25 protein-coding genes are annotated in these 26,202 nt (G+C 58.8%); 9 read left to right on the plus strand and 16 right to left on the minus strand.

What is annotated here, in order from left to right; translation table 11 throughout:
* Window positions 1-121: 121 nt before the first annotated feature.
* Window positions 122-1,027 (minus strand): 23S rRNA (adenine(1618)-N(6))-methyltransferase RlmF, encoded by a 906-nt coding sequence (gene rlmF, locus QQJ98_RS08880; protein WP_284324980.1) that lies wholly within the window; start codon window positions 1,025-1,027, stop codon window positions 122-124.
* A 487-nt stretch (window positions 1,028-1,514) separates the two neighbouring features.
* Here rlmF and QQJ98_RS08885 point away from each other — a divergent pair, with 487 nt between their 5' ends.
* The 7 genes from QQJ98_RS08885 (at window position 1,515) to QQJ98_RS08915 (ending at window position 9,254) form a co-directional block, all read left to right on the plus strand.
* Window positions 1,515-2,567, plus strand: a complete 1,053-nt coding sequence (locus tag QQJ98_RS08885) for a 2,5-dihydroxypyridine 5,6-dioxygenase NicX family protein (RefSeq protein ID WP_284324981.1) — start codon at window positions 1,515-1,517, stop codon at window positions 2,565-2,567.
* An 18-nt stretch (window positions 2,568-2,585) separates the two neighbouring features.
* Window positions 2,586-3,893 carry an acyl-CoA dehydrogenase family protein gene (locus QQJ98_RS08890; RefSeq protein ID WP_284324982.1) on the plus strand — a complete coding sequence of 436 codons (1,308 nt, stop codon included), beginning with the start codon at window positions 2,586-2,588 and terminating at the stop codon, window positions 3,891-3,893.
* Window positions 3,894-3,897: 4 nt separating this feature from the next.
* Window positions 3,898-5,190: an alpha/beta fold hydrolase gene (locus QQJ98_RS08895; RefSeq protein WP_284324983.1), complete on the plus strand. Its 1,293-nt coding sequence runs from the start codon at window positions 3,898-3,900 to the stop codon at window positions 5,188-5,190.
* Window positions 5,187-5,867, plus strand: coding sequence for a TetR/AcrR family transcriptional regulator (locus QQJ98_RS08900; RefSeq protein WP_284324984.1), 681 nt, complete (start codon window positions 5,187-5,189; stop codon window positions 5,865-5,867). The genes QQJ98_RS08895 and QQJ98_RS08900 overlap by 4 nt, the downstream gene beginning before the upstream one ends.
* Complete coding sequence (locus QQJ98_RS08905; protein WP_284324985.1) at window positions 5,864-7,204, plus strand: glutamine synthetase family protein; 1,341 nt, start codon at window positions 5,864-5,866, stop codon at window positions 7,202-7,204. The genes QQJ98_RS08900 and QQJ98_RS08905 overlap by 4 nt, the downstream gene beginning before the upstream one ends.
* Before the next feature lie 5 nt (window positions 7,205-7,209).
* The gene (locus QQJ98_RS08910; protein ID WP_284324986.1) at window positions 7,210-7,722 is read left to right on the plus strand and encodes a flavin reductase family protein; all 513 of its coding nucleotides are present in this window, start codon (window positions 7,210-7,212) and stop codon (window positions 7,720-7,722) included.
* 92 nt (window positions 7,723-7,814) lie between these two features.
* Window positions 7,815-9,254: an APC family permease gene (locus tag QQJ98_RS08915; RefSeq protein ID WP_284324987.1), complete on the plus strand. Its 1,440-nt coding sequence runs from the start codon at window positions 7,815-7,817 to the stop codon at window positions 9,252-9,254.
* Window positions 9,255-9,430: 176 nt separating this feature from the next.
* Here QQJ98_RS08915 and guaD read toward each other — a convergent pair whose 3' ends face one another.
* Window positions 9,431-10,708 carry a guanine deaminase gene (guaD, locus tag QQJ98_RS08920; RefSeq protein ID WP_284324988.1) on the minus strand — a complete coding sequence of 426 codons (1,278 nt, stop codon included), beginning with the start codon at window positions 10,706-10,708 and terminating at the stop codon, window positions 9,431-9,433.
* A 141-nt stretch (window positions 10,709-10,849) separates the two neighbouring features.
* On the opposite strand from guaD, the gene mgtE reads away from it, so the two are divergent.
* A complete protein-coding gene (gene mgtE / locus QQJ98_RS08925) occupies window positions 10,850-12,199 on the plus strand; it encodes a magnesium transporter (RefSeq protein ID WP_431307811.1) in 1,350 nt (449 codons plus the stop codon).
* Window positions 12,196-12,735: a 5-formyltetrahydrofolate cyclo-ligase gene (locus tag QQJ98_RS08930; protein WP_284324990.1), complete on the plus strand. Its 540-nt coding sequence runs from the start codon at window positions 12,196-12,198 to the stop codon at window positions 12,733-12,735. The genes mgtE and QQJ98_RS08930 overlap by 4 nt, the downstream gene beginning before the upstream one ends.
* A 164-nt stretch (window positions 12,736-12,899) precedes the next feature.
* On the opposite strand, the gene QQJ98_RS08935 is transcribed toward QQJ98_RS08930, so the two are convergent.
* The 14 genes from QQJ98_RS08935 to QQJ98_RS09000 form a co-directional block, all read right to left on the minus strand.
* Window positions 12,900-14,216: a DUF8689 domain-containing protein gene (locus QQJ98_RS08935; protein ID WP_284324991.1), complete on the minus strand. Its 1,317-nt coding sequence runs from the start codon at window positions 14,214-14,216 to the stop codon at window positions 12,900-12,902.
* A 60-nt stretch (window positions 14,217-14,276) separates the two neighbouring features.
* Window positions 14,277-14,783 carry a prepilin peptidase gene (locus QQJ98_RS08940; RefSeq protein ID WP_284324992.1) on the minus strand — a complete coding sequence of 169 codons (507 nt, stop codon included), beginning with the start codon at window positions 14,781-14,783 and terminating at the stop codon, window positions 14,277-14,279.
* Between the two features lies 1 nt (window position 14,784).
* On the minus strand, window positions 14,785-15,630 hold the full coding sequence (locus QQJ98_RS08945) for a tetratricopeptide repeat protein (protein WP_284324993.1): 846 nt from the start codon (window positions 15,628-15,630) through the stop codon (window positions 14,785-14,787).
* Between the two features lie 31 nt (window positions 15,631-15,661).
* Entirely contained in the window at window positions 15,662-16,231 is a 570-nt protein-coding gene (locus QQJ98_RS08950; protein ID WP_284324994.1) for a tetratricopeptide repeat protein, read from the minus strand.
* A gap of 38 nt (window positions 16,232-16,269) precedes the next feature.
* On the minus strand, window positions 16,270-17,253 hold the full coding sequence (locus tag QQJ98_RS08955) for a type II secretion system F family protein (RefSeq protein ID WP_284324995.1): 984 nt from the start codon (window positions 17,251-17,253) through the stop codon (window positions 16,270-16,272).
* A gap of 5 nt (window positions 17,254-17,258) precedes the next feature.
* Window positions 17,259-18,227: a type II secretion system F family protein gene (locus QQJ98_RS08960; protein ID WP_284324996.1), complete on the minus strand. Its 969-nt coding sequence runs from the start codon at window positions 18,225-18,227 to the stop codon at window positions 17,259-17,261.
* Between the two features lie 8 nt (window positions 18,228-18,235).
* Window positions 18,236-19,687 (minus strand): TadA family conjugal transfer-associated ATPase, encoded by a 1,452-nt coding sequence (locus QQJ98_RS08965; protein WP_284324997.1) that lies wholly within the window; start codon window positions 19,685-19,687, stop codon window positions 18,236-18,238.
* Window positions 19,688-19,708: 21 nt separating this feature from the next.
* Window positions 19,709-21,025, minus strand: coding sequence for a CpaE/TadZ family protein (locus QQJ98_RS08970; protein ID WP_284324998.1), 1,317 nt, complete (start codon window positions 21,023-21,025; stop codon window positions 19,709-19,711).
* A 329-nt stretch (window positions 21,026-21,354) separates the two neighbouring features.
* A complete protein-coding gene (locus QQJ98_RS08975) occupies window positions 21,355-22,011 on the minus strand; it encodes an OmpA family protein (protein WP_284324999.1) in 657 nt (218 codons plus the stop codon).
* 4 nt (window positions 22,012-22,015) lie between these two features.
* A complete protein-coding gene (locus QQJ98_RS08980) occupies window positions 22,016-23,419 on the minus strand; it encodes a type II and III secretion system protein family protein (protein ID WP_284325000.1) in 1,404 nt (467 codons plus the stop codon).
* Between the two features lie 206 nt (window positions 23,420-23,625).
* Window positions 23,626-24,468: a Flp pilus assembly protein CpaB gene (cpaB, locus tag QQJ98_RS08985; RefSeq protein ID WP_284325001.1), complete on the minus strand. Its 843-nt coding sequence runs from the start codon at window positions 24,466-24,468 to the stop codon at window positions 23,626-23,628.
* A 60-nt stretch (window positions 24,469-24,528) separates the two neighbouring features.
* Entirely contained in the window at window positions 24,529-24,714 is a 186-nt protein-coding gene (locus tag QQJ98_RS08990; protein WP_284325002.1) for a Flp family type IVb pilin, read from the minus strand.
* Window positions 24,715-24,918: 204 nt separating this feature from the next.
* Window positions 24,919-25,119, minus strand: a complete 201-nt coding sequence (locus tag QQJ98_RS08995) for a Flp family type IVb pilin (protein WP_284325571.1) — start codon at window positions 25,117-25,119, stop codon at window positions 24,919-24,921.
* 626 nt (window positions 25,120-25,745) lie between these two features.
* Complete coding sequence (locus QQJ98_RS09000; RefSeq protein ID WP_284325571.1) at window positions 25,746-25,946, minus strand: Flp family type IVb pilin; 201 nt, start codon at window positions 25,944-25,946, stop codon at window positions 25,746-25,748.
* Window positions 25,947-26,202 lie beyond the last annotated feature (256 nt).

Raw genomic sequence — 26,202 nt, forward strand, 5'->3', positions numbered from 1 at the left:
GCATGGCCAACGCCTGATCTGGGTTATTACTGCGATAGTATCCAACCCAACCTTGCTTTGTGATCGCCGTCGCTATCCGCACCGATGCGCGCAATCCGTCGTGTTGGCGGATCCGTGGGCCTTACAAGGATCTCTGCGTTTCAGGATAGTAAGTCCACGCAATAAAACGACTTTCCTTCTGGCCCTGCGCCATTTCGACGGTCTTGACCTCGGCGATCCGCGCTTTCGCCAGCAACCGCGACAGCGGCTTGAGGCTGTCCTTCTTGGACACCAGCGCGGTGAACCACAGGCATTGCTCGGCAAAATCCATGCTCTGTTCGATCATGCGGGCGATGAAGCCGATCTCGCCGCCCGGGCACCACAATTCAGCGTTCTGACCGCCGAAATTCAATGTGCCCGAGTCACCCTTGCCAAGGTTGCGCCACTTGCGCCGGCTGCCCTTGTCCGCTTGCGCAGGAGAGGTATGAAACGGCGGATTGCACAAAGTGACATGAAAGCGATCATCGGGGCGCAGCACGCCTTTGAAGATATCCTCAGGATTGTTCTGGCGTCTGAGCGCGATGTTCAGACCGTTTCTTTGGCAAATCTGCCGCGCCGATGCGATCGAGACCGGATCAATATCGACGCCGGTAAAGTGCCAACCATATGCGTGCTGACCGATCAGCGGATAGACAAGGCTGGCCCCGGTGCCAATGTCCAGCGCCTTGATGTCAGGGCCGCGCGGGATCTGTTGATCATTACTTTCGGCAAGCAAATCCGCAAGGTAATGGATGTAATCGACGCGGCCGGGAATCGGGGGGCACAGGTACGTGGCGGGAATCTCCCAAAAATCGAGATCATAATGCGTCAGCAAAAGCGCGCGGTTCAGCATGCGCACCGCGGCCACGTCCGAAAAATCAATCGTGATCTCACCGCGTGGGTTGCGTGTCGTGACTGTCGCCAGCTCGGGCGATTTCGCCATCAGACGTTCAAAGTCATACCCATCGCGGTGCTGGTTGCGGGAATGCAATGTCGGTTTGACAGCCATGGAAAACCTTTGTGCTGGTTGGCGCATAAATGGCGCCCGACTGGGTGTCGAGCTTAGATCTTCATGGCTGCCCGAGGCATAGTGCAACAATCCTTCCGCGTCACCCCATTGAAACAACGCACAAGCGCATCCTTCACGAAATGACCGCAGCAACACCTGATGCTGCGCAGCCTTCAGGGGGCAAGGCGCGATGGTCTTGGGCAAGCGGGAGATAGCCCAAAACCGTCGTCCTTCAACGCCCGTTTTGCCCCTCAAAATTTTGGTCTTGCCTAGTCCGGCGCGTAGGGGTCACCGCAAATCTGGTTCAGTTTGAGGCGACAGCGCACTCGGGGCGAAGATTAGGCCTTTGATATATAGTGTTTTTTCTAAATCGCGAAGAGCCCCAAGAATTATGTTGACAGATTTGTGTGATCAATAAAAACTTAACTCATAAGTTAAGAAATGCAAAATCAGAATTGCACGAAAGAATCGAACCGGGGGACAGGGGATGTTGCAAGAGCGCGTCGAGGGGAAATGGCTGGCGAGTTTTCGTCGCGTTCTAGCCTTGAACGGCATCGGCAAAGGCACGCAGGTTGCGCTGCTGCATGAAACCCAATCTCGCCCGGTTCTGGTGCATCTGGCCGAGCTTGCGCTGTATGATCTGGGGGCTGAATTCTGCATGATCCAGATGCCCACCCCAGCCCAGAACGCGCCTGTGCCGGTCAAATCCACCGGCACCAGCTGGGCGATCGCCGGCAACCGCGCGGTGATCGAGGCGCTGAAAAGTGTCGATGTGATCGTCGATTGCACGGTAGAAGGTCTGATCCACGCCCCCGAATGGCCTGAAATCGAAGGCGCTGGACGTGCCCGCCTTTTCGTCATCACCAACGAACACCCTGAAATCCTTGAACGCACCGAGCCAAAGGCCGAACACGCCCCCCGGGTCGAAGCGGGCATCCAGATGCTGCGCGCGGCGTCACAGATGCGTGTCACCTCGACCATCGGCACCGACCTGACCATCGACCTGCGCGACGCACCCTGTGGCGGCACGCCGGGCTTTGGCACCACGCCCGGTTCGGTCGCGCATTGGCCGGGCGGGCTTTGTCTCGCCTTTCCCGGCAAGAATGCGGTCAATGGCCGGATCGTCATGGGGGTCGGCGATATGAACCTGACCTTCAAGACCTGCCTGACCAGCCAGATCGACTTTACCATCGAGAATGACTTTGTGACTGCCATCAAGGGCGACGGCATCGACGCTCTGCATTTGCGCGAATACATGGCGGCGTGGAACGACAAGAACGCTTACGGCATGAGCCATGTCGGCTGGGGTATGAACCCCGGCGCGCAATGGGTCAGTGCCGCGTTGTATGACAAGCGCGACATGCAGGCGGTAGAGTTTCGGGCGATTGCCGGTTCCTTCCTCTGGTCAACCGGCGCCAACCAATATGCCGGGCGCTACACGCTTGGCCATTTTGATCTGCCAATGCGCAATTGCACCATCGCCCTCGACGGCCAGGTTGTCGTCAGAGAAGGCGTGTTGCAAGGCGCTTTGGCCGCGTAATCCCCGAAAGGACCGAAGATGAGCACCCCCGCCGACTATTATGACCTTTCCCGCGTCCGACCCGAAGTTCTGAGCGTTCTGGACAAAATCAATGAACTGGGTGCGACCTTTGCCAAGCGTGCCGTCGGCATCGACCTGCAAGCCTCGTTTCCGGTTGAAAACTACAAAGACCTTGCAGCGCTTGGCTATCTGACGCTGACCGTGCCCACAGAATTCGGCGGCCATGGCTTCAGCCTTGGCGAATATGCGATGGTGGGGGCCGAGATCGGCAAATACTGCGGCGCGACCGCGCTGACCTTCAACATGCACAATTCTTCGATGATGTGGTCGCGGTTCATGTACGAGTTGCCGCACCTGACCGACGCGGATCGCGCCGCCTTCGCCCCGCTGCGCGAACGCCAATTCCGCCGCGCGGTCAAGGAACAGGGCATCTATTCGCAGCCGATCTCGGAAGCCGGGCAGAACTGGACCTCAAAGCCCGCGCAGACCAATTGTCGCAAAGTTGAAGGCGGCTGGGTGATAAATGGCTTCAAGAAGTTCGCCTCATTGGCGGGCTATTGTGACTATTACTCGATTGTTTGCACCGAACTGATCGACGGTGTCGAGCCGCGTCACGAAGACACCATGATCTTTGTCGTGCCGAAAGAGGCCAAGGGGCTGACGGTGCAGGGCACATGGGATCCGCTGGGGATGCGCGGCACCAACTCGCGCGATCTGGTGCTGAAAGATGTCTTTGTCAGCGAAGACGATCTGATGATGCCGCGCGGATTGTTCATCAAGACCCTGCCGCATTGGCCACATATGATGGCCACCCTTTCGCCCACCTATATGGGCGTGGCGCAGGGTGCTTATGATTTCACGGTCGCCTATCTGCGTGGCGAAGTGGAAGGCCAGCCCGCTGCCGACCGCCGCATGTTTGGCACCAAACGGATCGCCGTCGGCAAGATGTATGCGCGACTTGCCGCGATGCGCGCCCTGTGGTGGCAGGTATTCACAGAGGCGCAGGGCATGCCCTCCAAGGCGCAGGTGCTGCGGATGTATGCGGCGCAATACAATGTCATGGAAGGCGTGCAAGAGATCGCAGCCATGGCCATCCGCACCTGTGGCGGCCAGTCGATGCTGAAATCCATGCCGTTGGAGAGGATGTATCGTGACAGCCGCTGCGGCGCGCTGATGTTGCCCTATACCTCGGAAATCATGGAAGATTATCTTTCGGTGCTGACGCTTTACGATGTCGAGGATCTGGACAAGGCCCCCGGCGATGCTGATGGCGCGCGGTCTTCGTTGTGGCGCGGGACGGCAGGCGCGCTGAAAGGTCTGCGGTAATCCCATGGGGCAGGAACAGGTTCAGGTCATCGGCTTTTCCACCGCGCCAGCAGAGGCCGTCTGGGCTGTGGCCCGCGACTTCTGCTGCCTGTGGCACCCTGCCTTGGCCACCATGTCCGCCGAGCGGGATGCGCAAGGCCACTTGATCCGCGCCTTCACCATCAAGGGCGAGGCCAAGACCTACCGCGAGCGCCTGACTTGGTTCAGCGACAGCGACATGACCCTTGCCTATACCCATGTCGAGGGCATCGAAGGTGCCGAACGCTATGATGCGCGGCTTGGCGTTGCGCCGTCCCAACAGGGGGGCAGCGTGATCACCATGTCGGCCAACATGACCGCCCGCACCACCCGCATCAATGAGATGGCGGCAGGCACCAAAGCTGTCTTTGAAGAGGCGGTTGCGGCTTTGGCTGCGGTGGCAGAGACCAAGGGCATGGCTGCCCCATTGCCGCCCTTACCCGCTGGCATCGTCAGTCAAAGGCAGCTGATCGACGATCTGCCGCGCCTTGCAATCGAAGTGACCGCCGCCAAACCCGGCCCGCTGTGCTTGTTCCTGCATGGCATCGGCGGCTCGCGGTTGAACTGGCAGCGCCAGCTTGCAACCATTGGCCATCTGACCCAAGCAGCCGCCCTTGATTTGCGCGGCTATGGCGACAGCGGCCTTGGGGCACAGGAATCCACGGTAGACGATTATTGCGATGATATTTTGCGGGTGGCCGAGGTTCTGGGGGCGGACAAGCTGATCCTTGTTGGCCTGTCCTATGGGTCTTGGATCGCCACATCTTTTGCGATGCGCTATCCTGAAAAGCTGGCTGGGCTTGTTTTGTCGGGCGGATGCACCGGCATGTCTGAAGCGGGCGCGTCAGAGCGCGAAGCCTTTCGTGTCAGCCGTGAAATACCGCTGAATGCGGGTCAAGTCCCTGCCGATTTTGCCCCGTCGGTTGTCAACGTGATCGCGGGCCCGCATGCCAGCGCAGCGGTGCGGGAAGAGCTTTTCACCTCGATGGCGGCGATCCCGGCCGCGACCTATCGCGATGCCTTGCTGTGCTTTACCAACCCGAGGGAGAGGTTTGATTTCTCTCGCCTAGATATGCCTGTGCTGATGATGACCGGCGCATACGACCGACTTGCCCCACCCGCCGAAATTCGTAGCGTGGCCGAGCGGATTTTTGATGCCGCCAAAAACCCCGATCTGCGCTTTGAGGTCATCGCCGGGGTGGGCCATGTTTGCAATGTCGAAGGGGCAGAGGTCTTTACCCGGCATCTGCATGATTTCGTTGCGCGGTTTGTGCCATGACCACCTTGCCGCGCCGCCAGATGAACCGTGTGATCAAGGAAAAGCGCATCCTTGCCGCCGCGCTGAAAGTGTTCTCTGAAAACGGGTATTCGGGTGCGTCCATGGATGTTGTGGCGACCGAGGCGGGCCTGTCCAAGCCGACGCTCTATCAGTATTTTGAAAGCAAAGAGCAGCTTTTTGCCACAATGATGATGCAAAAGCGCGATGACATGCTGTTGCCGCTGCGCGAAGCGGGGACCGGCGACATGGTGGTGCAACTGCATCGTTTCGCTTGGGCCTATGCTGATACCGTCATGCATCCCGATCTGCTGTCTTTGGCCCGCCTGACGATTGGCGAAGTGCAGCGCTTCCCCGAGATCGGCCGCGCGTATCAGGCTGCCGGACCAGAACGCGTGTTGGAAGGGTTGATGGGCTACCTGTTGGCCTACCGTGCTGCGGGTCGTCTGGCCTTTGACGATGCCGAACTGGCTGCCGAAGATCTGTGGGGCCTTATCCTGTCTGCGCCACGGAATCAGGCGCTTTACAAACCCGACCTCGTCCTTGGCCGTGATGCCATTGCGCGCTTTGTTCACAATGGGTTGCGCGTCTTCCTGCGCGCCTATTCGACCCATCCAACTGCCGACCTTGAAATACTCGAAGGGCAGAAAGCCCCGGAAATCCAACAGGTGACAGAATGACTCTTGACGACTTCCTTGCCGATCCCGCCAGCCGGTTTGCAACTGTGGCGATGGCCGATACCAACGGGCTGTTGCGGGGTCAGATGGTCTCTGTTGGCAGCCTGAAGGGCATCGCACAGAACGGCATGGGCATGGCCCCGGCCCAATTGGCGCTGGACCCGACCGATGCCATGCTGATCATGCCCGGCGTCAATGACGACAGCGGCGATTTCCACGATGACCCGCTGGTGCTTGACCCTGCCAGCGTGCGGCGTCTGCCATGGGCAAAGCCCGGCCATGATTTGCTGGTTCTGTCGAACTACACCGGCGCATCAGCACAGATGTGCCCGCGCTCGATCCTCAAATCGGTGCTGGCCCGCGCCGATGCCGGTGGGCTTGTGCCAAAATATGGCATGGAGCTGGAATATACCCTGTTTGATGAGACCCCGGAATCGGCGCGCGCCAAGGGGTATCGCAACCTCAAGACCGCGACGCTGCATGCCAGCCACGATCTGATCATCTATCAGGTGGTGCAGACCGAATGGTATCAGGCTTTGGCCGAGATGTGTGAGCCTTTGGGCATCAACCTTGCCAAGATGCACGAAGAGATCGGCGGCGGGTTCATGGAGGCCTGCATTGCGGCGGGCACTGGTGTGGAGCCTGCTGACCAATTGGTATTGTTGAAGAATTTCATCCGCGCGCTGGCCTTGCGTCAGGGACGGTCTGTGACTTTCATGCCGCGCTGGAACGAGGAAGCCGACAGTCAATCCATTCATCTGCACGTCAGCATGAAGGATAAGTCCGGCACCTCGATCTTCCATGATGCGCGCGAAAAGAACGGCGTCAGCAAGACCTTCCGGCACTTCTTGGGTGGGCTGCAGAAATATGTCGGCGATTTGACCCTGATCTTTCAGCCCACGGTCAACTCTTACCGCCGATTTGCACCGGGCACCTTCGCCCCGCCCGGCCTGACTTGGGGCTATGAAAACCGCACGACCTGCTTCCGGCTGGTTGGCCATGATGCGGCAAGCTTGCGGGTCGAAAATCGTCTGCCGGGGGCCGATTGCAACCCGTATCTCAGCGCAGCCGCCACCATCGCGGCAGGCACCGCCGGTATCCTTGAGCAGATCGAGCCCGATCCCGAGACCATCGGTTCTGGCTATGCCCAAAAACCCGACCGCGACTTCGCCCGCTCTATGCCCGAAGCGATAGAGCGGCTGCGTGGCTCTGATTTCGCCAAAAACTGGCTGGGTGAGCGCTTCGTCGAAACCTTTACCGCCACGCGCCAATGCCAATACGACGAATTCCGCAAGAAAGTGCCGGATGTCGAATTGGCCCGCTTTTTCGATCTGGGATGACCGGTATGGAAAAAGCCGAATTGCGCAAAGCCTTTGTGGAAGGCATGAGCCGCGCCGCGACCTTTGTTGCTGTGGCAACGACCGATGGCGAGGCCGGGCGTTTTGGCGTCACCATCTCATCGCTGACTTCGGTTTCTGCCGATGGGGATCATCCTTCGCTGTTGGCTTGTGTGCATCAGCTCAGCCCGGCCGCAACCGCGATCCTGAACAACCGCGCCTTCTGTGCCAATCTGCTGCATGAGGGCCAGCAAAGTCTGGCTGATCTGTTCGCAGGTCGCGCCAATGTCAGCGCCGAGTCGCGGTTCGATCACACCGACTGGGTCACCGGGCAAGGGGGCCAGCCTATCCTGACCGGAGCCACCGCAAGTTTTGAATGTACGCTGGCCACCGCCGTGCTGTGGGAAACCCATTACATCATCGTCGGCAAGGTCACGTCTGTCATCCTCTCTGAAGCACCCTCGGCTCTGCTTTATGGACAGCGGGCCTATCGGCGGGCGGTCAATCTGAGCGACGCCTAAGCGCGCAGCAAACTCGACCCTGGCGCAAAGCCAAGGGGCGCAACCAGAGATCCGTCACAGAAACGGACTCGACGACCAACAAGGAGAATGGCGTGACCGACAGGACAACATCCGGGGCAAATACGCTCCGCAAGAATTCGCTGGGGCTGATTGCGGTGACTTTCATGGTCATCTCGGCAGCGGCCCCGCTGACCGGGGTTGCAGGGGCGATGCCGCTGGCCTTTCTGCTGGGCAACGGGTCGGGCGTGCCCCTGACCTTCGCCTTGCTGACGCTGGTGATGCTGGCATTTGCCGTGGGCTATGTCGCAATGAGCCGCCATGTCACCAATGCGGGGGCCTTTTACGCCTATGCCGCGCGGGGTTTGGGCGGCGGCGCGGGCGGGGCTGTGTCGATCGTCGCCGTTGTGGCCTATAATGCGATGCAGTTCGGCCTGATCGGCCTCTTTGGTGGGATTACCGCCGGGGTGTTCGGCGGGCTGGGGCTGGTTCTGCCCTGGTATGTCTGGAGCCTGATCGCCGTGCTTTTGGTCGGCATTCTTGGCTATCGGCAGGTCGATCTGTCAGCCAAGGTGCTGGTGGTGCTGGTCGGGCTGGAGTATCTGATCGTGCTGATTGTCGATGCGGCTATTCTGATGAAAGGCGGGCCTGCAGGCACCACGGCACCGCTCTTTGATTTTGCGGCGCTCAATTCCGGATCGCTTACAGCGGCCGTTCTGTTCTGCTTGGGCTCTTTCATCGGGATTGAAGCGACGACGATCTATGGGGAAGAGGCCCGAGATCCCGAAGTGACGATCCCCCGTGCAACCTATCTGGCGGTTGTGCTGATTGGCGTTTTTTTCATCTTCACCACATGGCTGATGGTCAAGGCGGTAGGGTCAGAGAACCTTCTGCCGACGCTGGGCGGGATGAGCGATCCGACCGCCTTTTTCTTTGATCTGACCGGGCAATATGTCGGCGGCACTGCGGCGAATATTGCCGGGCTGCTCTTGGTCTCTAGCCTCTTTGCGGCCCTTTCTGCCTTTCACAACTATGTGGCGCGCTACACCTATGTTGCCGGGCGCGAGGGGCTGCTTCCTGCCGTGTTTGGGCGCACCCATGATGCGCATCAAAGCCCGCATATCGGCTCTGTGGCGCAGACCATTGGCTCGCTGGTCGTGCTGGCGATCTTTGCCGCCCTTGGGCTGGATCCGGTGTTGCAGATGTTTACTTGGGTGGCTCAGGTTGGCACTTTGGGTGTGGTGTTGATGATGGCAGTGACTTCGGTATCCGTGATCGCGTTCTTTCGCAAAAATGGCGGTGGGCCGGTGCTTTCAACCCTGCTGCTGCCGGCGATCTCGGCGGTGATCATGTTGGCGCTGTTTGTCTATATCTTCCTGAATTTCGGAGATTTGACTGGAACGGCAGGCGGCTCGCTTGGATGGATCCTGCCGGGGCTTATTCCTCTTGGCGCTGCCATCGGTTGGCTCTTGTCGGCGCGGCTGAAGTCGCGTGACCCCACGGCCTACAAGATGCTGGGCCAAAATCGGATTTAAGCTTGGCCGAAAACAAAAGGCAGAGCAGCAGCGCTGCTCTGCCTTTTTTATCTGCGTTGTCGGGCTCGCTTCGGAACTCTGGCTTGTCACCCAGATAGACCGACAAAACCTCGGCAAACAGCGTTTGGGTCAAGCTGCGCGTGCGCTTGGGTTGCTTGGCCCATTCCAAAGCCACGCTATGCGCTGGCTTTGCCGCCGATCCATGTTGCCCGAATGGCGCGGTCGTCGCCCAGCATGATGCTGGGGAAAATCGCTTGCCAGATGTCGGCGGCGCGGCGGGTGGCTTGTTCGATGGCGGGGGTGGATTGCAGGTTCAGGATGGTCAGATCGGCCTCCATCCCCGGCGCGATATTGCCGATCTGGTGTTCGGCATGCAGGGCGCGGGCTGACCCCACGGTGGCAAGCCACCAAAGCTGGCTGGGGTGCAGGGCTTGGCCGCGCAATTGGCCGACCTCATAAGCGGCGGCCATGGTGTGCAGCATCGAAAACGACGACCCACCACCGGTGTCGGTGGCAAGGCCAACGCGCAGCTTGCGCGCAAGCGCCATGTCAAACAGCCCCGATCCGATAAAGGTGTTCGAGGTCGGGCAGTGCACAAGCGAAGCCCCGGCCTCAATCAAGCGGTCTTTCTCGCGCGCGGACAAATGGATGGCGTGGCCGTAGACGGCCCCTTCGCGCAGCAGGCCCTGCGCCTCATAGGTATCAAGGTAGCCGCGCGATTGCGGAAACAGCTCTTTCACCCAAGCTATTTCGTCGACCTGCTCGGACAGATGGGTTTGCATCAGGCAGTCCGGGTGCTCTCGCCACAGTTGGCCCATCGCGGCGAGCTGTTCAGGGGTCGAGGTTGGTGAGAATCGCGGGGTGATCACATAGGACAGCCGATCTTGGCCATGCCACTTTTGCAGCAGGCGTTTGCTGTCATCATAGCCCGATTGCACGGTATCGCGCAGGCCATCAGGCGCATTGCGGTCCATGCAGGTTTTGCCCGCAAATGCACGCAAGCCCCGGCTTTGGGCAGCGGTGAAGAACGCGTCGACGGACTCCGGGTGGATGGTGGCATAGCTGCACATCGACGTGGTGCCATGCGCCAGCGCCAGATCAAGGTAGCGGTTAGCCACCTCATCGGCATAGGCGCGGTCGGCAAAGCGCATCTCCTCGGGGAAGGTATAGCTGTTCAGCCAATCAATCAGCCGCTTGCCCCAGGATGCGATGATCGCGGTTTGCGGATAATGCACATGCGCGTCGATAAACCCCGCCGAGATCAGGCAGCGCCCATAATCGGTGATGCAGGCTTGCGGATAGGCAGCGCGGATCGCATCCGCCGGACCAACGGCGGCAATCTTGCCGTTTTCAATCGCAACCGCGCCAAAGCTTTCATGGCGCGCGGCCTCCGGGCCCTCCACAAAGGGATCACCTGCAAAGCACAGCACTTGCCCCAGAAGAATGTCGGTCATTCGCATACTCCGCTTGCCAAACCCTGTTAGACTATAGGCTTATGGCGTTCAGGTAAATTTCCGCATCCCCCCTGTTTCCTTGAAACAGCTTTCTGTAAGCAAGCGGCAAAGGAGTGCAACATGGCGGAAAATCTGGCAGTTATGGACGAAGACGAAGTCCACGCCGACCGCGTGGCCGCAATTCTTGATGCGGTTGAGGCCGAGGATGCCGCCCGCATCACCGAGTTGATGGAGCCGTTGCACGCCGCCGATATTGCCGATGTGCTGGAACAGATCGGCTCGGGCGCCCGCCGCGCGCTGCTGGCGTTGTGGTCGGGCGAGATTGACGGCGAAATCCTGTCCGAGATTGACGAATCGATCCGCGAAGAGGTGATCGAATCGCTGCCACATTCGGTTGTTGCCGAAGCCATGCGCGAGCTGGATACCGATGATGTCGTCGATATTCTGGAAGACCTTGACCTGCCGCAACAGGGCCTGATCCTTGATGCGCTAGAGGATGTCGACCGCATCGCAGTGCAGCAGGCGATGGGCTACCCCGAGGAATCCGCGGGCCGCCTGATGCAGCGCGAAGTGGTTGTCGCACCCGAGCATTGGACGGTGGGCGAGGCGATTGATTATCTGCGCGAAACCCCGCATCTGCCTGATCAGTTCTATCATGTGATTTTGGTTGATCCGCGCATGAAACCAACGGGTTATGTGACCTTGGGGCGGTTGTTGTCGAGCAGGCGCGATGTGCTGTTGCGCGACATTCTGGAAGACAGTTTCCGCACGATTCCGGCGACGGAATCCGAGGCTGATGTGGCCTATATGTTCAACCAGTATCACTTGATCTCGACCCCGGTGGTCGATGTGACCGGGCGCTTGGTTGGCGTGATCACCATTGATGATGCCATGAACGTGCTGGACGAAGAACACGAACAGGACATGCTGCGACTGGCGGGCGTTGGCGACGAATCCAGTCTTTCGGACGGGGTTTGGGCGACAGCAAAGCAGCGCTTGCCGTGGCTGGTGGTGAACCTGTTTACGGCGTCGATCAGTGCTTTTGTGATCTCGCGGTTTGAGAGCACGATTGCGTCTTTGGTGACCTTGGCGGCACTGATGCCGATTGTGGCGTCAACTGGTGGGATTGCGGGCACGCAGTCGCTGGCGGTGGCGGTACGCGCACTGGCGACACGGAGTTTGACCTCTGCCAACGCCAAGCGGGTGGTTTTGCGCGAATTGGTCGGCGGATTGCTGAATGGGCTGGCCTTGGCCTGTCTGCTGGGTCTGGCCGGGACGCTGATCTTTGGCGATTGGAAGCTGGGGCTGGTATTGGGGGCGGCGATGATCACCAATCAACTGGTGGCCGCGATGGGCGGGGTGCTGGTGCCCTTGGGCCTGCATCGCTTAAAGCTGGATCCGGCCTTGGCCTCGGGGACGTTTGTGACCACGCTGACCGACGTGCTGGGCTATTTGGCGTTCCTGGGGCTGGCAAGCATGGTGTTGTTATGATGGATAAATCCGAGGCCCGCAAAGCAGCGTTTGCCGCGCGCAAGCTGGCGTTTGCTGCAGGGCAGGGGCAGGCGGGCGAGATTTTGGCCGATGTTCTCGCAGAGCACCGGGGCCGGGCTTTGGCCGGATATATGGCAATGCGCACCGAAGCCGATCCGATGGCTGCGATGTTGGCGCATCAGGGGCCGGTCTGCGTGCCGGTGATCGTGGCGCAGGGGCAGGCTTTGCGGTTTCGCGAATGGTCGCCCGGCTGTGCGATGGAATTGGGGGCGTTTGGTGCCATGATCCCAGCCGAGGGCGCGTGGATTGAACCCGAGGTGCTGATCGTGCCGCTGGTGGGTTTTGACGCGCGCGGGTTTCGCTTGGGCTACGGCGGCGGTTTTTATGACCGCACCCTGCAAGGCTTGCGCGCCAAGCGCGCGACCTTGGCGGTGGGGTTCGGGTTTTCCGGGCAGGAATTGGCCGAAGTGCCGATTGATGAATTCGATCAGCGATTGGATCTGATGGTGACCGAAGCAGGGGTGCGGCGATTTTAGGGGGCGCTTGGGGCTGGCCGCTGGGGTTTCACACCCCAGACCCCGTGGAATATTTGCGCCAGTATGAAAGCAAATTTTACTCAAATTGTTCCGAGTTTTGAATCCGCTCAACCCTGATCGCGGTTGGCGATCAGGGGAAATTTAGGGTGTCGATCAATCTGATCTTATTTGGCGATGGTTTCCTGTTTTACGAACATGTTGCTCCAGGCGCGTTCCATCAATTCGGGGGTCATTTGATAGGGGATACCCTCAAACTCGCAAACCGCGATCATCTGATCAATCAGGAAGGTCGGCTGGTAGTTGGCGAAGTTGTTGGCAATCGTCGGATATTTCGATTTCAGCATGTAGATCAGCGTCGCCTCGTCCAGCGGCACTTTCTTTTTCTTGGCGACCATGGCGAAGATTTTCAGGAACATTTCCTGATTGGGGCCATCAATCTTGATCTTGAAGAAAATCCGGCGCAAAGCCGCACCGTCGAAGATCTCATTCGGGTGGAAGTTGGTTGAAAAGATCACCAGCGTGTCGAACGGCACAGTGAATTTCTCGCCCGATTGCAGCGCCAGAATATCGCGGGATTCTTCCAGTGGCACGATCCAGCGGTTGACGAGCTTCTGCGGCGGCTCTGCCTGACGGCCCAAATCGTCGACGATGAAAATGCCGCCCGAGGCTTTCAGCTGCAGCGGGGCCTGATAGGTGCGCGCGGTCGGGTTGTATTTCAGATCGAGCATATCCAGCGTCAGTTCGCCGCCGGTGATCACGGAAGGACGCTCGCAATAGACATAGCGGTTGTCATAGCGGTTGCCACTGCGGCGCAAAGCGTTGGGGTCGTCAACGGATTCTTCGGCGGAAGAATGGACGATTGGATCGAAAACGGTGATCACCTGACCGGAATATTCGATCGCACGCGGGATGTAGATCTTATCCCCCAAAGCGGCACGGATGCCGTTGGAGATCGAGGATTTGCCATTGCCCGGCGGGCCATACATCAGGATTGAACGACCCGAGGTGACGGCGGGACCAAGATTAGAGATCAGATCGGGCGGCAGGATCAGATGGCCCATGCCCTTCATCAGCTCGGGCCTTGTGAGCTTGATGTCGCGCACCGATTGGCGTTTCATCTGCGCCGAATAGGCGGCCAGCGGCACCGGCAAAGCGCCGTAGTATTCCGATTGCGACAAAGCATCCAACGCACGGGATTTGCCCGCATCTGTCAGCTGATAACCCATCTCATTGCTGGTGCTTGTCGCGTTCAGCGTGCCTTTGGCTTCCAGCAGACGCTGTTGGCGGGCAGCGTCGATCAATTGCTGGGTCAGCACCACCGGCAGGCTGATGGCGCGCGACAGATCCGAGACCAGATCAAGGTTCATCCTGAACATGGTTTTCAGCAGAATATCGCGCATCATGACCGAGCTCAGGCCAGTTTCGGCCAAGCTTTTCGGTTGCTGCGGGGCTTGCACCCCCATCGGCACTTGCATGTTCATCGGCGCACCTTTGGCTGGTCATGGGCAGCATTGTGCCCAAGCGTTCAACAAAGGTTTGGCTTAGAAAAGCGGCAAGAGTGCGGCCAAAAGAAAGAAGATCAGTGTTCCTGACAGCGCCAGCCCCATCGGAAAATCTTTATGCGTCCAGCTTTGCCAATCGGTCGTGGCGGCGCGGAACGGCGGGATCAGGCGGGCAAGGCGGTGGGCGGCGAAGGCCCCCAAAAGGCAGGCGGCATACAGCCCCAGCACAAAGCGGATATCGGCATGGATGAACAAAGGCGCCATCGCAGCGGCGAATTTCGCATCGCCCGCACCAACCGCACCGGCTGCGTTCAAGATAAACCCTGCGACCAGCACGCAAGCCGCCAACGCCCAGCCCCACAGCCATGCTTTGAACGGCAGCAGACCGCACAGCACCACAATCAACCCCAGCACCAGCCACAGCGCAAGCATGGCCAAGCCAGCTTTGTTGGGGATTTTCATGAATTTCATATCGCTCCACGACACCCAAAGAGCGATGGCAAAGCAGAATGGCAAAAAGATCAGCGCGACGAGCGGTGCGATCATGTCAGCCTCCCAAGGCTTTCAGGCTGCGCTCGGCAGCCTCGAAATAGGTGGGGGACGTATCGACGGCTTGCTGCAAAAGCTCGCGGCCAACCGATGTGTCGCCTTGTTTCACCGCAGCAAGACCCATGGTGTAATACAGCTGCGCGCGTTCAGTCTGGGTGATTTCGATCACCGGCATATCATATTTGCGCTGCCCGGCGCGGGCGAGGATCAGGTTGTTCTTGGCGGTGAACAGGCTGGGATCATAGGTCAAAGCTTCGAGAAACAGCTTTTCCGCGCCAGCATTGTCGCCGCGTGACAGTTTGGAGAACCCCCAGTTGTTGTAAACACCCGAGGGCTTGGTGGTCAGCCCCGCCGCGATGTCATAAAAGCTGTCGGCTTTCTTCCAGTCTTTCTTGCTGTCGGCCACCATCGCCTCAAGCCGGTAACGCTCAAAGGTTTCAAAGGTTGGCGGAACGGTGTTCAGCGTGGCTTCTGTGCCAGCCCAATCCGAGGTGCGCATCTGTGCATCGGCCAGGGACACCCGATCCTCGCTGGTGCCTTCGGGCGAGGCGATGATGGTCTTCCACACGCCGATGGCCTCGGACGGCTTGTTGGCGCGGATCAGCGATTTCGCAAGGCCGCGTTTCAGATCAATGCGGTCCGGGTTCTCAACGCTGGATTTCTGGAAATAGGCCACGGCCTCATCCGGGTCGCCCACCGTCAGCATGATGTCACTGAGGTTGGATTCATCGACGACATTTACGGATTTCAGGGCGCGTTTCGAGGCCGCATCGCGCGTGCCCTGACAACCAGTCAAGGCGACTGCGCCAACAAGGCACAGCTTCAGCAAAACAGGGTGGCGCATTTTGCGTCCTTTTTAGTCTGACTGCTCGATCCTAGAGTTGCGAGAGCAAGACGTAGCTGCCTTGTCCGCGCCGCACGAGTTTCATCACGGGTTTCTCATCCTCAGCCGGATCATATAGCGATTGTTCACTGCGCGCGATAGCGAGCTTGAGATTTTCGCGAATGGAGTCCGATTGGCCACTGTCCAAGGCGAAAGCCTGCTGAAACACCCGGCGGGCTTCGCCGATATTGCCTTGCTCCATCAGCACGCAGCCCAGATTGTTCAGCGCGGGCACGTTGGATTCGTCGGCCTCAATCGCGCGGCGCAGCACCTTTTCGGCCTGACCCAAGCGCCCCAGCTTCAGATCAGCCGAGCCGATGGCCGACAGCACATCCGCATTCATGCCCTGTTCGGCGGCGGCACGGTAATAGGCCTTCATCGCCAGTTCAAATTCGCCAGCCTCCATCAGGCGGTGGCCGACCAGCAGGCCATCGACGCCCTGTTCGCGGCCATCGGCGGCAAAGGGCACGTTGCGCGGCGCACCAGATGCCGAAAGGCCGCCCGTATTGCCACAGGCGGCCAGAATGGTGCAGATCAGAAACAACACTGCCGCGCGCGTCACATAAAGCCCCGTTTACAACCGGGCTTTGCACCCGTGGTTCAGCCGCCACCAACGGTTTTAGAGATCCCGTAAATTGATGGTCCGATCAGAATGATCAATAGCGGTGGCAGCGTAAACAGCATAGTGCCAAGGGTCAGTTTTGTCGGCAATTTGTTTGCCATTTCTTCTGCCCGCATGATGCGTTTGTCGCGCATCTCGGCGGAATACACCCGCAAGGCGTCTGACATCGAGGTGCCGAAGCTTGCTGATTGCACCAAGGTTGTGCAGAACGACGAGATATCGGCGATGCCCACCCGCTCTGACATGTCTTTCAGCACTTTGACGCGTTCCTTGCCGGCCTTGACCTCTTGCGCCACGGTGTCGAATTCTTCTGCCAGCGCAGGGCAGGACGCGCGGCTTTCTTTGGCGATGCGGTTGATGGATTGATCCAGCGATTGACCAGCCTCGACACAGACCAACATCAGATCAAGCGCGTCTGGAAAGCCCGAGACGATTTCCGCCTGCCGCTTTTGCACCCGGCTGTTGACCCAATACATCGGGAAATAATAGCCAAGCCCCCCCGGCAGCAGGGTCGAAAGGATCATCACTTGGGTCGAGACTTCGGCATCGCCCTTGCTGGCGAGGGTGTATAGCAACCCCAAAACCAGCAGGCCGACCCCAAGCGTCATCTGCGCAAAGTGAAAGGTCCGCACGGCATTCTTTTGCTTGTAACCTGCGCGCATCATTTTCAGCCGCGAGGCGCTCATGGCCTCTTCATCCTGCGGTTCCAGGAACGAGGCGAATTTCTGAAGCTTGTCGGCCTTTTCATTATGGCGCAGGCTGGCGCCCTTTTTCGCGGTGGACGCGGTTTCAATCTCGCGGCGCAGGGCTTTCAGCTTGTCGAAAGGCTCTGGCTTTTTCTGCAAAAGCATCGGCAAAACGGCGACCATCAGCGCCAGACCCAGCAGGCCAACTGCAAGCAAAGGGCCAAGCGGGCCGAAATTGTCGGTCAGCTGCGTGGTGATATTGTTCAGGAAATCCATGACGCTTAGACCTTAATGTTTACCATGATACGCATGAAGATGATGTTGATGACCAGAAACACCCCGACTCCGATGCAGGCGGGAATGAACACGGGCGATTGCGAAACATCATCATAGTAATCAGGCTTTAGAATGTTGATCATGACGATGGCACCGATTGGAAACATCGACAGGAACATGCCCGACCATTTCGCCTCGCCGGTGATGGCTTTGACGCGGCGGAACAGTTTGAAGCGGGCGCGGATCACTTTGGACAGACCTTCAAGGATCTCGGCCAAGTTGCCGCCCGAGGTTTGCTGAATGGTTACCGCCACCGCCAGAAAGCGCAAATCCTGGCTGTCCATCCGCTCGGCAAAGGCTTTCAGGCTGTCGGCGACGTTGCGCCCGTAAGCGGCTTCGTCCGAGATCATGCCAAACTCGGTTCCCAACGGGTCGGGGACTTCTTTTGATACGATGCCGATGGCCGAGGCAAACGGATGGCCGACACGCAACGACCGCACCATCAGCTCGACCGCGTCGGGCAGTTGTTCATCCATCAAGGCAATGCGCTTTTTGGCCTTGCCGTTGACCCAGAAGTAAACGCCACCCACCCCCATGCCCACCGCAATCAGGGCGCGGATCGGCAAGGCGACCTCGGTGCCGACCGTCAGACCCCCAAACGCCACGATCACCATGCCCACCATGATCATCACCAGCTGTTGCGGCGTAAAGGCGATGTTGGCCTTTTGCGCCTTCTTGGCCAGAATGGAATACAGCGGGATGCCGCGAGAGTTGACGTGCTGTTCGGTTTCCTTGCGCAGCTGCTCCAGCACCTGTTCGCGGTTGTTGTTCTTCTCCAACAAAGCAAGGCGACGGCTGGTGCGGCTGTTCAGGCTGATGGATTTGCCAAAGGCGACCAGATACAGACCGTTCACCATCACCACGACGGCGACAAAGATCAGAACATAGATAAGTGGGGCGGCTGAAAGGGTCATGGCGGGCCTCAGTTGATGGGTTCGTAGATCGAGGCGGGCAGATCATAGCCCCATTGGCGGAAGCGGTCGGAATAATGGCTGCGCACGCCGGTTGCGTTGAAGCGGCCAATGATCTTGCCGTTGGGTTCCACCCCCAGACGCTCATAGCGGAACACTTCCTGCATCGAGATCACTTCGCCCTCCATGCCGGTGATTTCGGTGATCGACACCATGCGGCGCGAGCCGTCTTGCAAGCGGCTGGCCTGCACGATCAGGTTCACAGCCGAGGCGATCTGGCTGCGCACGGCTTTGAGCGGCATCTCGATCCCGGCCATAGCGACCATGTTTTCAAGGCGGCTGATGCCGTCGCGGGCCGAGTTGGCGTGAATGGTGGTCATTGATCCGTCGTGACCGGTGTTCATCGCCTGCAGCATGTCGATGACTTCCTCGCCGCGGGTTTCGCCCACGATGATACGGTCAGGACGCATCCGCAAAGCGTTGCGCAAGCAATCGCGCTGCGTCACCGCGCCTTTGCCTTCGACGTTCGCAGGGCGGCTTTCCATCCGGCCCACATGCACCTGTTGCAGCTGAAGTTCGGCGGTATCCTCAATCGTCAACACCCGCTCGGTGTTGTCGATGAACGACGACAAAGCGTTCAAAGTGGTGGTTTTACCCGACCCCGTGCCGCCCGAGACGATCACGTTCAACCGGCAAGACACGGCAGCTTGCAGGTACAGGCCCATTTCTTCGGTAAAGGCGCCGAATTTCACCAGATCGGGAATACCCAGCTTTTCTTTCTTGAATTTTCTGATCGAAACAAGCGATCCGTCAACAGCCACCGGCGGCACCATGCAGTTAAAACGGCTGCCATCGGCCAAACGCGCATCGCAATAGGGGTTGGATTCGTCGACCCGGCGGCCCACGGCGGACACGATCTTGTCGATGATGCGCAGCAGATGGCGTTCATCCTTGAAGGTGATGTCGGTCAGGGTCAGCTTGCCGCCGCGTTCGACAAAGATGCGGTTCGGGCCGTTGACCAGAATATCGTTGACAGATTCATCGCGCAGCAACGGCTCCAGCGGGCCAAGGCCCATCACTTCATCGTAAAGTTCCTGATTGAGCGTGTTGCGATCCGCTTGCGACAAAGCCACCGACATCTCATCCAAGGCTTCCGAGGCGATGGCGGCGATTTCAAGCTTTAGGTTGGCTTCCGAGGCTTGCTCAAGTGCCGCAAGGTTCAGGTTGTCCAACAAGCGCTTGTGCAGCTCTTGCTTCAACTCGCCAAGGCGTTCCTTGCGCTTCTTTTCCTTGTCGGCGGCCACCGCTTCGGCAGCAGGGCGCGGCGGTGGGGCTGCAGGGCGGCTGATGCCGGGTTTCGGCGCAGGTGCGGGGGCAGGGGCAACAGCCGGACGCGCGCTGTTGGCCGCAACCGGGCTGCTGGCCTGTGGCGCACCATCCGGCTTTTTGAAACGAGAAAACATCTTACACCCCCAAAGTGAGCCTTAGCCCCGCCCGGTTTCCACGGACTTGTTCAGATCAAACAGCGATTTCGCAAGCTTTTGGATTTCTTTACGCAGCGGATTTTTAGCGGCGTTTTCCGACAGTGGCAGGCCGTGGTCATTGGCCTGCGTCACCTGCGCGCCGCCATCGGGCAGCTGCACTTCGATTGCAATATCGAGGCTTTCCGCCATCCGCTTCACCCGGCTTTTCGCCGAAAGATCGGTGAATTTCGGCGCGCGGTTCAACACATAACGCAGCTTTTCATGCGGCAGCGCCTCGGCCTTCAGCGCGCGCGTCAACCGCAGCACGTTCTGCGCCGAGCGTAAGTCCAGCTCCATCAGCGCAAAGTAGACATGCGCACGGCTCAGCACGGTCTCGGTCCAGGCGACAATCGTGCGGGGCATGTCGATCACCACGAAATCAAAATTCGCGCGCGCCATGTCGATGATGCGGCCAATGTCTTCGGGCGTGACAATATCCAGCGGCAGCATGTCGGAAGGTGCTGTCAGCACATGCAGCTTGTCGTTGAAGGTCAGCATCGCCGCCAGCATCGCATCGCTGTCGGCATGCGCGGTATCGGTCAGCAGATCAAACACCGCCTCTTTGCGTGGCAGATCCAGATAGGTCGCAGCCGAGCCATACTGAAAGTCAAAGTCGATCAGGCAGACCCGAGGCGCGTCGGTTTTCGACAGATTTGCCAATTCCCAAGCCAGATTGGTGGCAAAGGTCGATGCCCCACAACCACCCGCCAGACCATGCACCGGCAGCACCACCGCATCGCGGTCGCCCTTGGCCTTGAAGGCAGGGGCCTTTTCGGCATGCGGCTCGTCCACAGCAACCACGGCTGGGGCTGCCACCGGGGCAGGGGCAGGGGCAGGGGCAGGGGCAGGCGCTGCAACAGGGGCGGGTGCGGGTTTGCGCACGCGCTCGATGGCTTCGTGCAGTGCGCCATCCGGCAGCGGATAGGGCACGAAATCTTCGGCCCCCAACCGCAGCAACTGGTGCAAGGCGGCTGGCCCCACCTGATCGGCAATCAAGATCACTTTGATCGACTTGGATTTTGCCGTTTGAATGATTTCGGTGATCCGTGACAGATCGGCCTCATCTTCGGCATCCACCGCGATGGCGACAAATTGCAGCGTCTCGGCCTCGGGTTGGCCAAGGAAAATCAGCGCATCGTCAAAGCCAAGGTCGCCCCAAGCCTCGCCCAGTTCGTTTTCCATATCGTCGATCAGCAGATCAAAATTCTGCACATCGCGCGAAATCGTACACGCCAGAATGGGTGCCGGATCGGGGTGTAAGTTTGCTACGCTCGTCATCGTTTATCGTCCCTCTCAAGACATCCCACCACCGACCCCTGCCAAAATTAAGGCGCGAATGGGGCCGATCCAAGGATCATGCTTGGCCATCGGCGCGGCAGTGTTCCCGTTAGGTGCAAGATGCTGGAGGATGGTGGCGAGATTGGGGCTAAAACAGCGTCAATCTGGGGTATTTGCAGCGCTTCGGGATTTCGTGGAAACAAAACCAAGCGCGGGTGGGCGATCAACGGCCCGCCGTGGCTGCGCCAAAGCCAAGGCAAAAGCAAAGGCACGGCACAAAGCAAAACGCCCCCAGCTGACCAGCGGGGGGCGTTGCAATTCTGCTGCTGTTACTGGCCGCCTGAGGGATCAACCTGAGTGTCGATGACCACGTTCTGCGGATGTGGAGGCACAGCGCTTTTGATGTATTCTTTCATGATGATCGCCGCATACTTACCGTTCAGCACCGTTGGGTTGTTCTTCACAAAACCAGTGACTTCGGTGACGGTGCGTCGATTGCGCTGTTCGGGACCGGGCGTTTGCACCACGGGCTGGGTTTTACCAAACGACGCCACAGCCTCCAGCCGCGCTGAACCGATGCCAAGGCTGGTCAGATAGCGCACCGCAGCTTTTGCACGGCGCAGACCCAAGGCTTTGTTATAGGCGTTAGAGCCGACCAGATCGGTATGGCCATAAACCCGGAAGCGCACTTCGGGGAACTGGCGGATCCAATCGGCTTGCTGTGCCAGCGTGGCACGGGATTCTGCGGTCAAATCGGCGCTGTTGAACGCAAAGGTGATCGTGCTGGGCACTTCGCTGGCAAACCGCTGCGCCAATGCGATGGTGTAGTCGCGGTCGCCCGACATCACCAAGGAATTGTTCATCGTCGAGTTGCCAAAGCCGCCTTCATCAATGGAAGATCCAGCTTCGCGGTTAAATTCAGTCACATCGCAAGCGGCAAGGCTGATCATCGCCGCAGCAATCAGGGGGAGGGAGCGCATCTGCATCAAATCACTCCATCACATAGCCATAAGAGCCGCTGAAATCCTGCCGAGCAACATCGCCCGCAGCGCCCTTTTGCTTGCCAGCCACGTTGCCGAACAGGAACAGATCCTTTTCCGACGGCAGCTTGACGCGATCGGTCGGCAGGGCCAGCGCTTCGCCACGGGTTGGCGTGACCAGATGCGGTGTCACGATGATCACCAGTTCCGACTGCGCGCGCTGATATTCAGCCGAGCGGAACAAAGCCCCGATGATCGGAATGTCGCCCAGCCACGGCACTTGGCCGTTCAGATCGCGGAAGTCGTCTTGCAACAGCCCGGCGATGGCAAAGCTTTCGCCGTCGCGCATCTCAACCGTGGTCGAAGTTTCGCGGCGCTTGAACGCATTGACCGAAAAGCCCGACGCGGTGACAGAAGTGGTGGTATCAACCGAGGATACCGCCGCGTTGATCACCAGATTGATGATATCGCCATCCACCACGGTCGGGGTAAAGTTCAGCTCAACCCCGAACGGTTTGTATTCAATGCTGATGCCGTCACTGTCGCTGACCGGGATCGGATATTCGCCACCAGCCAGAAACTTCGCCTCTTGCCCCGAAAGCGCGGTCAGGTTCGGCTCGGCCAAGGTGCGCACAACGCCTTTGGATTCAAGCGCTTCCAGCAGCACCGCGAATTCAAGCGAGCCTGCGGTAAAGCCCAGACCCATCCGGCCCTGCGCTTGATTGCTGGACGTGATCGAATTGCCGTCCAGGAACGAATTCAGCTTGGCGGCTTCGGCAAACTGCCCGCCACCTGCGTTGACCCCCAGCTTGTTGCCGCCCGAAACTCCCAGCGAAGCCGATAGGTTCTTGGAAACCGACCGCTGCATTTCCGCAAAGCGCACCTTCAGCATGACTTGCTGGGTGCCGCCGACATTCATCAGGTTCGACACCCGCTTGGGCGCATAGCGTTCGGCCAGATCCAGCGCGCGGTCCAGCTTGGCGGTGGACGATACCGTCCCCGACATCACGATGCCATCATTGGCCGTGCGCACTTCAATATTCTCGCCAGGCAGGATTTGTTGCAGGCGTTCTTTGAATTCCGCGACATCCGGCGTGACATGCACATCGACATTCGAGATCAGCTTGCCATCCGGCCCCAGCAGGGTCAGCGTGGTCCGACCGGGCGTCTTGCCCAGAACGTAAATGCTTTTGTCCGACAGCGTCGAAATATCCGCGATGCCAGGGTTGGCAATCGACAGCTCGGCAAACGAGACATCGCTTTCCACAACCACGGCGCGGTTCATCGGCACGTTCAAGGGGGCCGAAGCCGACCCCTCCATCACCCGCAACGTCTGTGCAGACAGCGGGCTGAGCGCCGAAGTTACAAGGGCAAGCCCCAAGCAACTGGCGGTCAGAAAATTGCGCATATTCATGTGACCTGCCCTTTCGATCACGCCTCTGGTCGGGTCTTGTTCTGCCCAATCCAGTTCGCAAGATGACGTAAGTGTCGTTTTTTTGCAAGAATCAAATGGTTGGAGGCCGTTCCTTATGTGGATAACCTGCAACAGGGGGCTAACTCTGGCGGAAATGCAAAACTGCGGCCACTATAGGAAGTGGCCGCAGTTTTGATTTTGTCGACTTAATTGGTGCAGGCGATCGGCACTTGGGTTGGCACACCGCCCTGACGCACGGTGATATAGCAGGCTTCCGGGGCTGCCGCTGCCACTTCCGGGGCCGCCGCGACATCGCCGTTGATGTCCTTTGTCGTCACCTTGATTTCGGTCGGATCATTCGCCGCCGTGCTGTCATTGCCGACCAGCGACATCACCAGACGCCCGGTGGCCTGAGCTTGCGCCAGACGGCCAACCTGTTCGGGCGTGGCGGCCACTGTCATCGTGCGGCTTTGAATTTCACCGGCGGCGACCGTCGCCTTGGCGTTGCGATCCACCGCGATGATCTTCACGGCTTTCTCGATGCGCTGGGTGATTTCCGACCCCGACGCATCCGAGCTGCCCGTCCAGTAGATATCCACCCGGTCGCCCGGCTGCAGGAAGTCTGCCGCATCGACCTTGATCGCAAAAGCCCGCATGCCCTTGTCAATCGCGCCGTTCAGCCCGGCCTGTTCCCCCGGAGCAGTGACCTTCACCGCCAGGATGGGTTCAAACTTTTCCATCTGCCGCAGCACATAGCGCGGGTCTTTGGCATCAGCCGGGAACAGCAGGTCGCCATCCTCGAACGCGCCTTCCGGCAGAGCGTTTTTCGGCCAGTAAATCCGCTGCACGTCTTCCTTGGTCAACGGGTCGCCGTAATTCTTCGTCTTGTTGACCACGAACACCATGGCAAGCCCACCGGTATCGGCCATCAGTTTCTCTTCGCGGATCACAGCAGATTGCTGCTGGCCGATGAAATTCTTTGCCATGAGCACGGCGGCGCCAGCCAGCATCATGCCGACAACAAGCACCAATCCAAAGATCATTCGCATGCTAGTCCCTTTCCCACTCGTTTCCGCATCGCTGCAAGCCGCACGGAAAACCCCAACTCTTTAGTCGTAACTATCTTTCACACTGGCAATGAACTCGCCGAGCCCCGAGGCACTGCTTTCCGCACTGTAGGCCACAGGCCAGAGCACAGTCATTGCCACCCCAATCACTGCCGCCGACAGAACAACCCAATCAACGGTCACGGCCCCATCCGTGTCGCGCAGGAACTTTTTCAAACTACGTTTCATTGACATTCCTTTGACGGCGCGAGCGAGCTTTTTCAAAACACTGACAACCCTCGCTTAGCTTCGGATTATGGCCAGAATCAGACGGATTCTGTGGCGGCTTTGTGTCTGGTATTTCTGTCTGGCAATTGGTTTGCGTGTGACGGAAAAGGCCGCATCCCGTCCCGGATGCGGCCCCCACCTTGTTCAGGTGATCGACAAAGTCGATTACGGGTTGTTGCCGTAGCCCGAGTTCATCGCGGTCATGTCGGTGACGATTTCATCGCCCAGACCGGTGATCGCGCCGCCAACGGTGTTCATCACAACGATGCCGAGGCCAACGATTGCTGCGGTCAGCACGACCCAGTCAACGGTCACAGCGCCGGATTCGTCAGCGCGGAAGGATTTGAACAGGTTGCGGAGTTTCAAAGTCATCATTTTTAGATTTCCCTATCTAGGAGTTTGCTCAGCTATCACCGTCTTGGTTCGTCACGTTCTGGCCTCTGTTCCAGTTCGCTCACCGCGTCGGCTTGGGGTCATATAGCTGGTTGATCGTGGCGCGATTGCGGCAAGGTTTTGGTCTTTTCGGGGTGCTTTCACCAATTCGTGATTATTTGCGATATTTTGTATAAACAGTAAGTTTCCGTTTTAGAAACAACAGCTTGAAGCCGTCGCGATGCGCTGTTGATTGTAGGGATCAGGCTGGTCGGCGCGCCCGCCCTCATGCGGCGATATGCTGGCAAGGGACGCAGGCTTTGGCCCTTGTCGGCGGCTGATCGCGTCAAGGCGGCACACAGTCGTCTTGGCAAGCAGCTGGTGCGGTCTGGCATGGTCGCTTTGCGCCATGTGCCGCGTGGCCTTCAAGTGGGGGGCAGCGTGGCGCTGCGAGAACGCTCAGGCATGAAACCGGGCCTGATTGGAAAATAGGGAATATGATCGGAAATATTGATCAGAAGTTGGGCCGCCAAATCGTCAAAGCGAACGGCGCAAATGGAAAAGGCCGCATCCCGTCCCGGATGCGGCCCTCACCTTGTTCAGGTGATCGAGAAAGTCGATTACGGGTTGTTGCCGTAGCCCGAGTTCATCGCAGTCATGTCGGTGACGATTTCATCGCCCAGACCGGTGATCGCGCCGCCAACGGTGTTCATCACAACGATGCCCAGGCCAACGATTGCTGCCGTCAGCACGACCCAGTCAACGGTCACAGCGCCAGATTCGTCAGCGCGGAAGGATTTGAACAGGTTGCGGAGTTTCAAAGTCATCATAATTTGGTCCCTTTCCCAGGATTGCTCAGGTTTCTAACCGCTTCGGCACTGTCAGCTGCGATCTCTGTTTCGCCGCTTGCCGTTCGGTATGACCCTATATAGCCCCGTGATCGTGGCGGCAGTTTGGTCAGGGTGGGGCGTTTTTGAAGCGCTGCAAATTAAGCGGCAAAATCGTGCAAACATATGATATATAAAGATTAATAATTTAACCTTTGCTTAACGACCTATTGGCGGGGCGTTGCTTTTG

Source organism: Cypionkella aquatica, from assembly GCF_030161095.1.
GTDB lineage: Bacteria > Pseudomonadota > Alphaproteobacteria > Rhodobacterales > Rhodobacteraceae > Cypionkella > Cypionkella aquatica.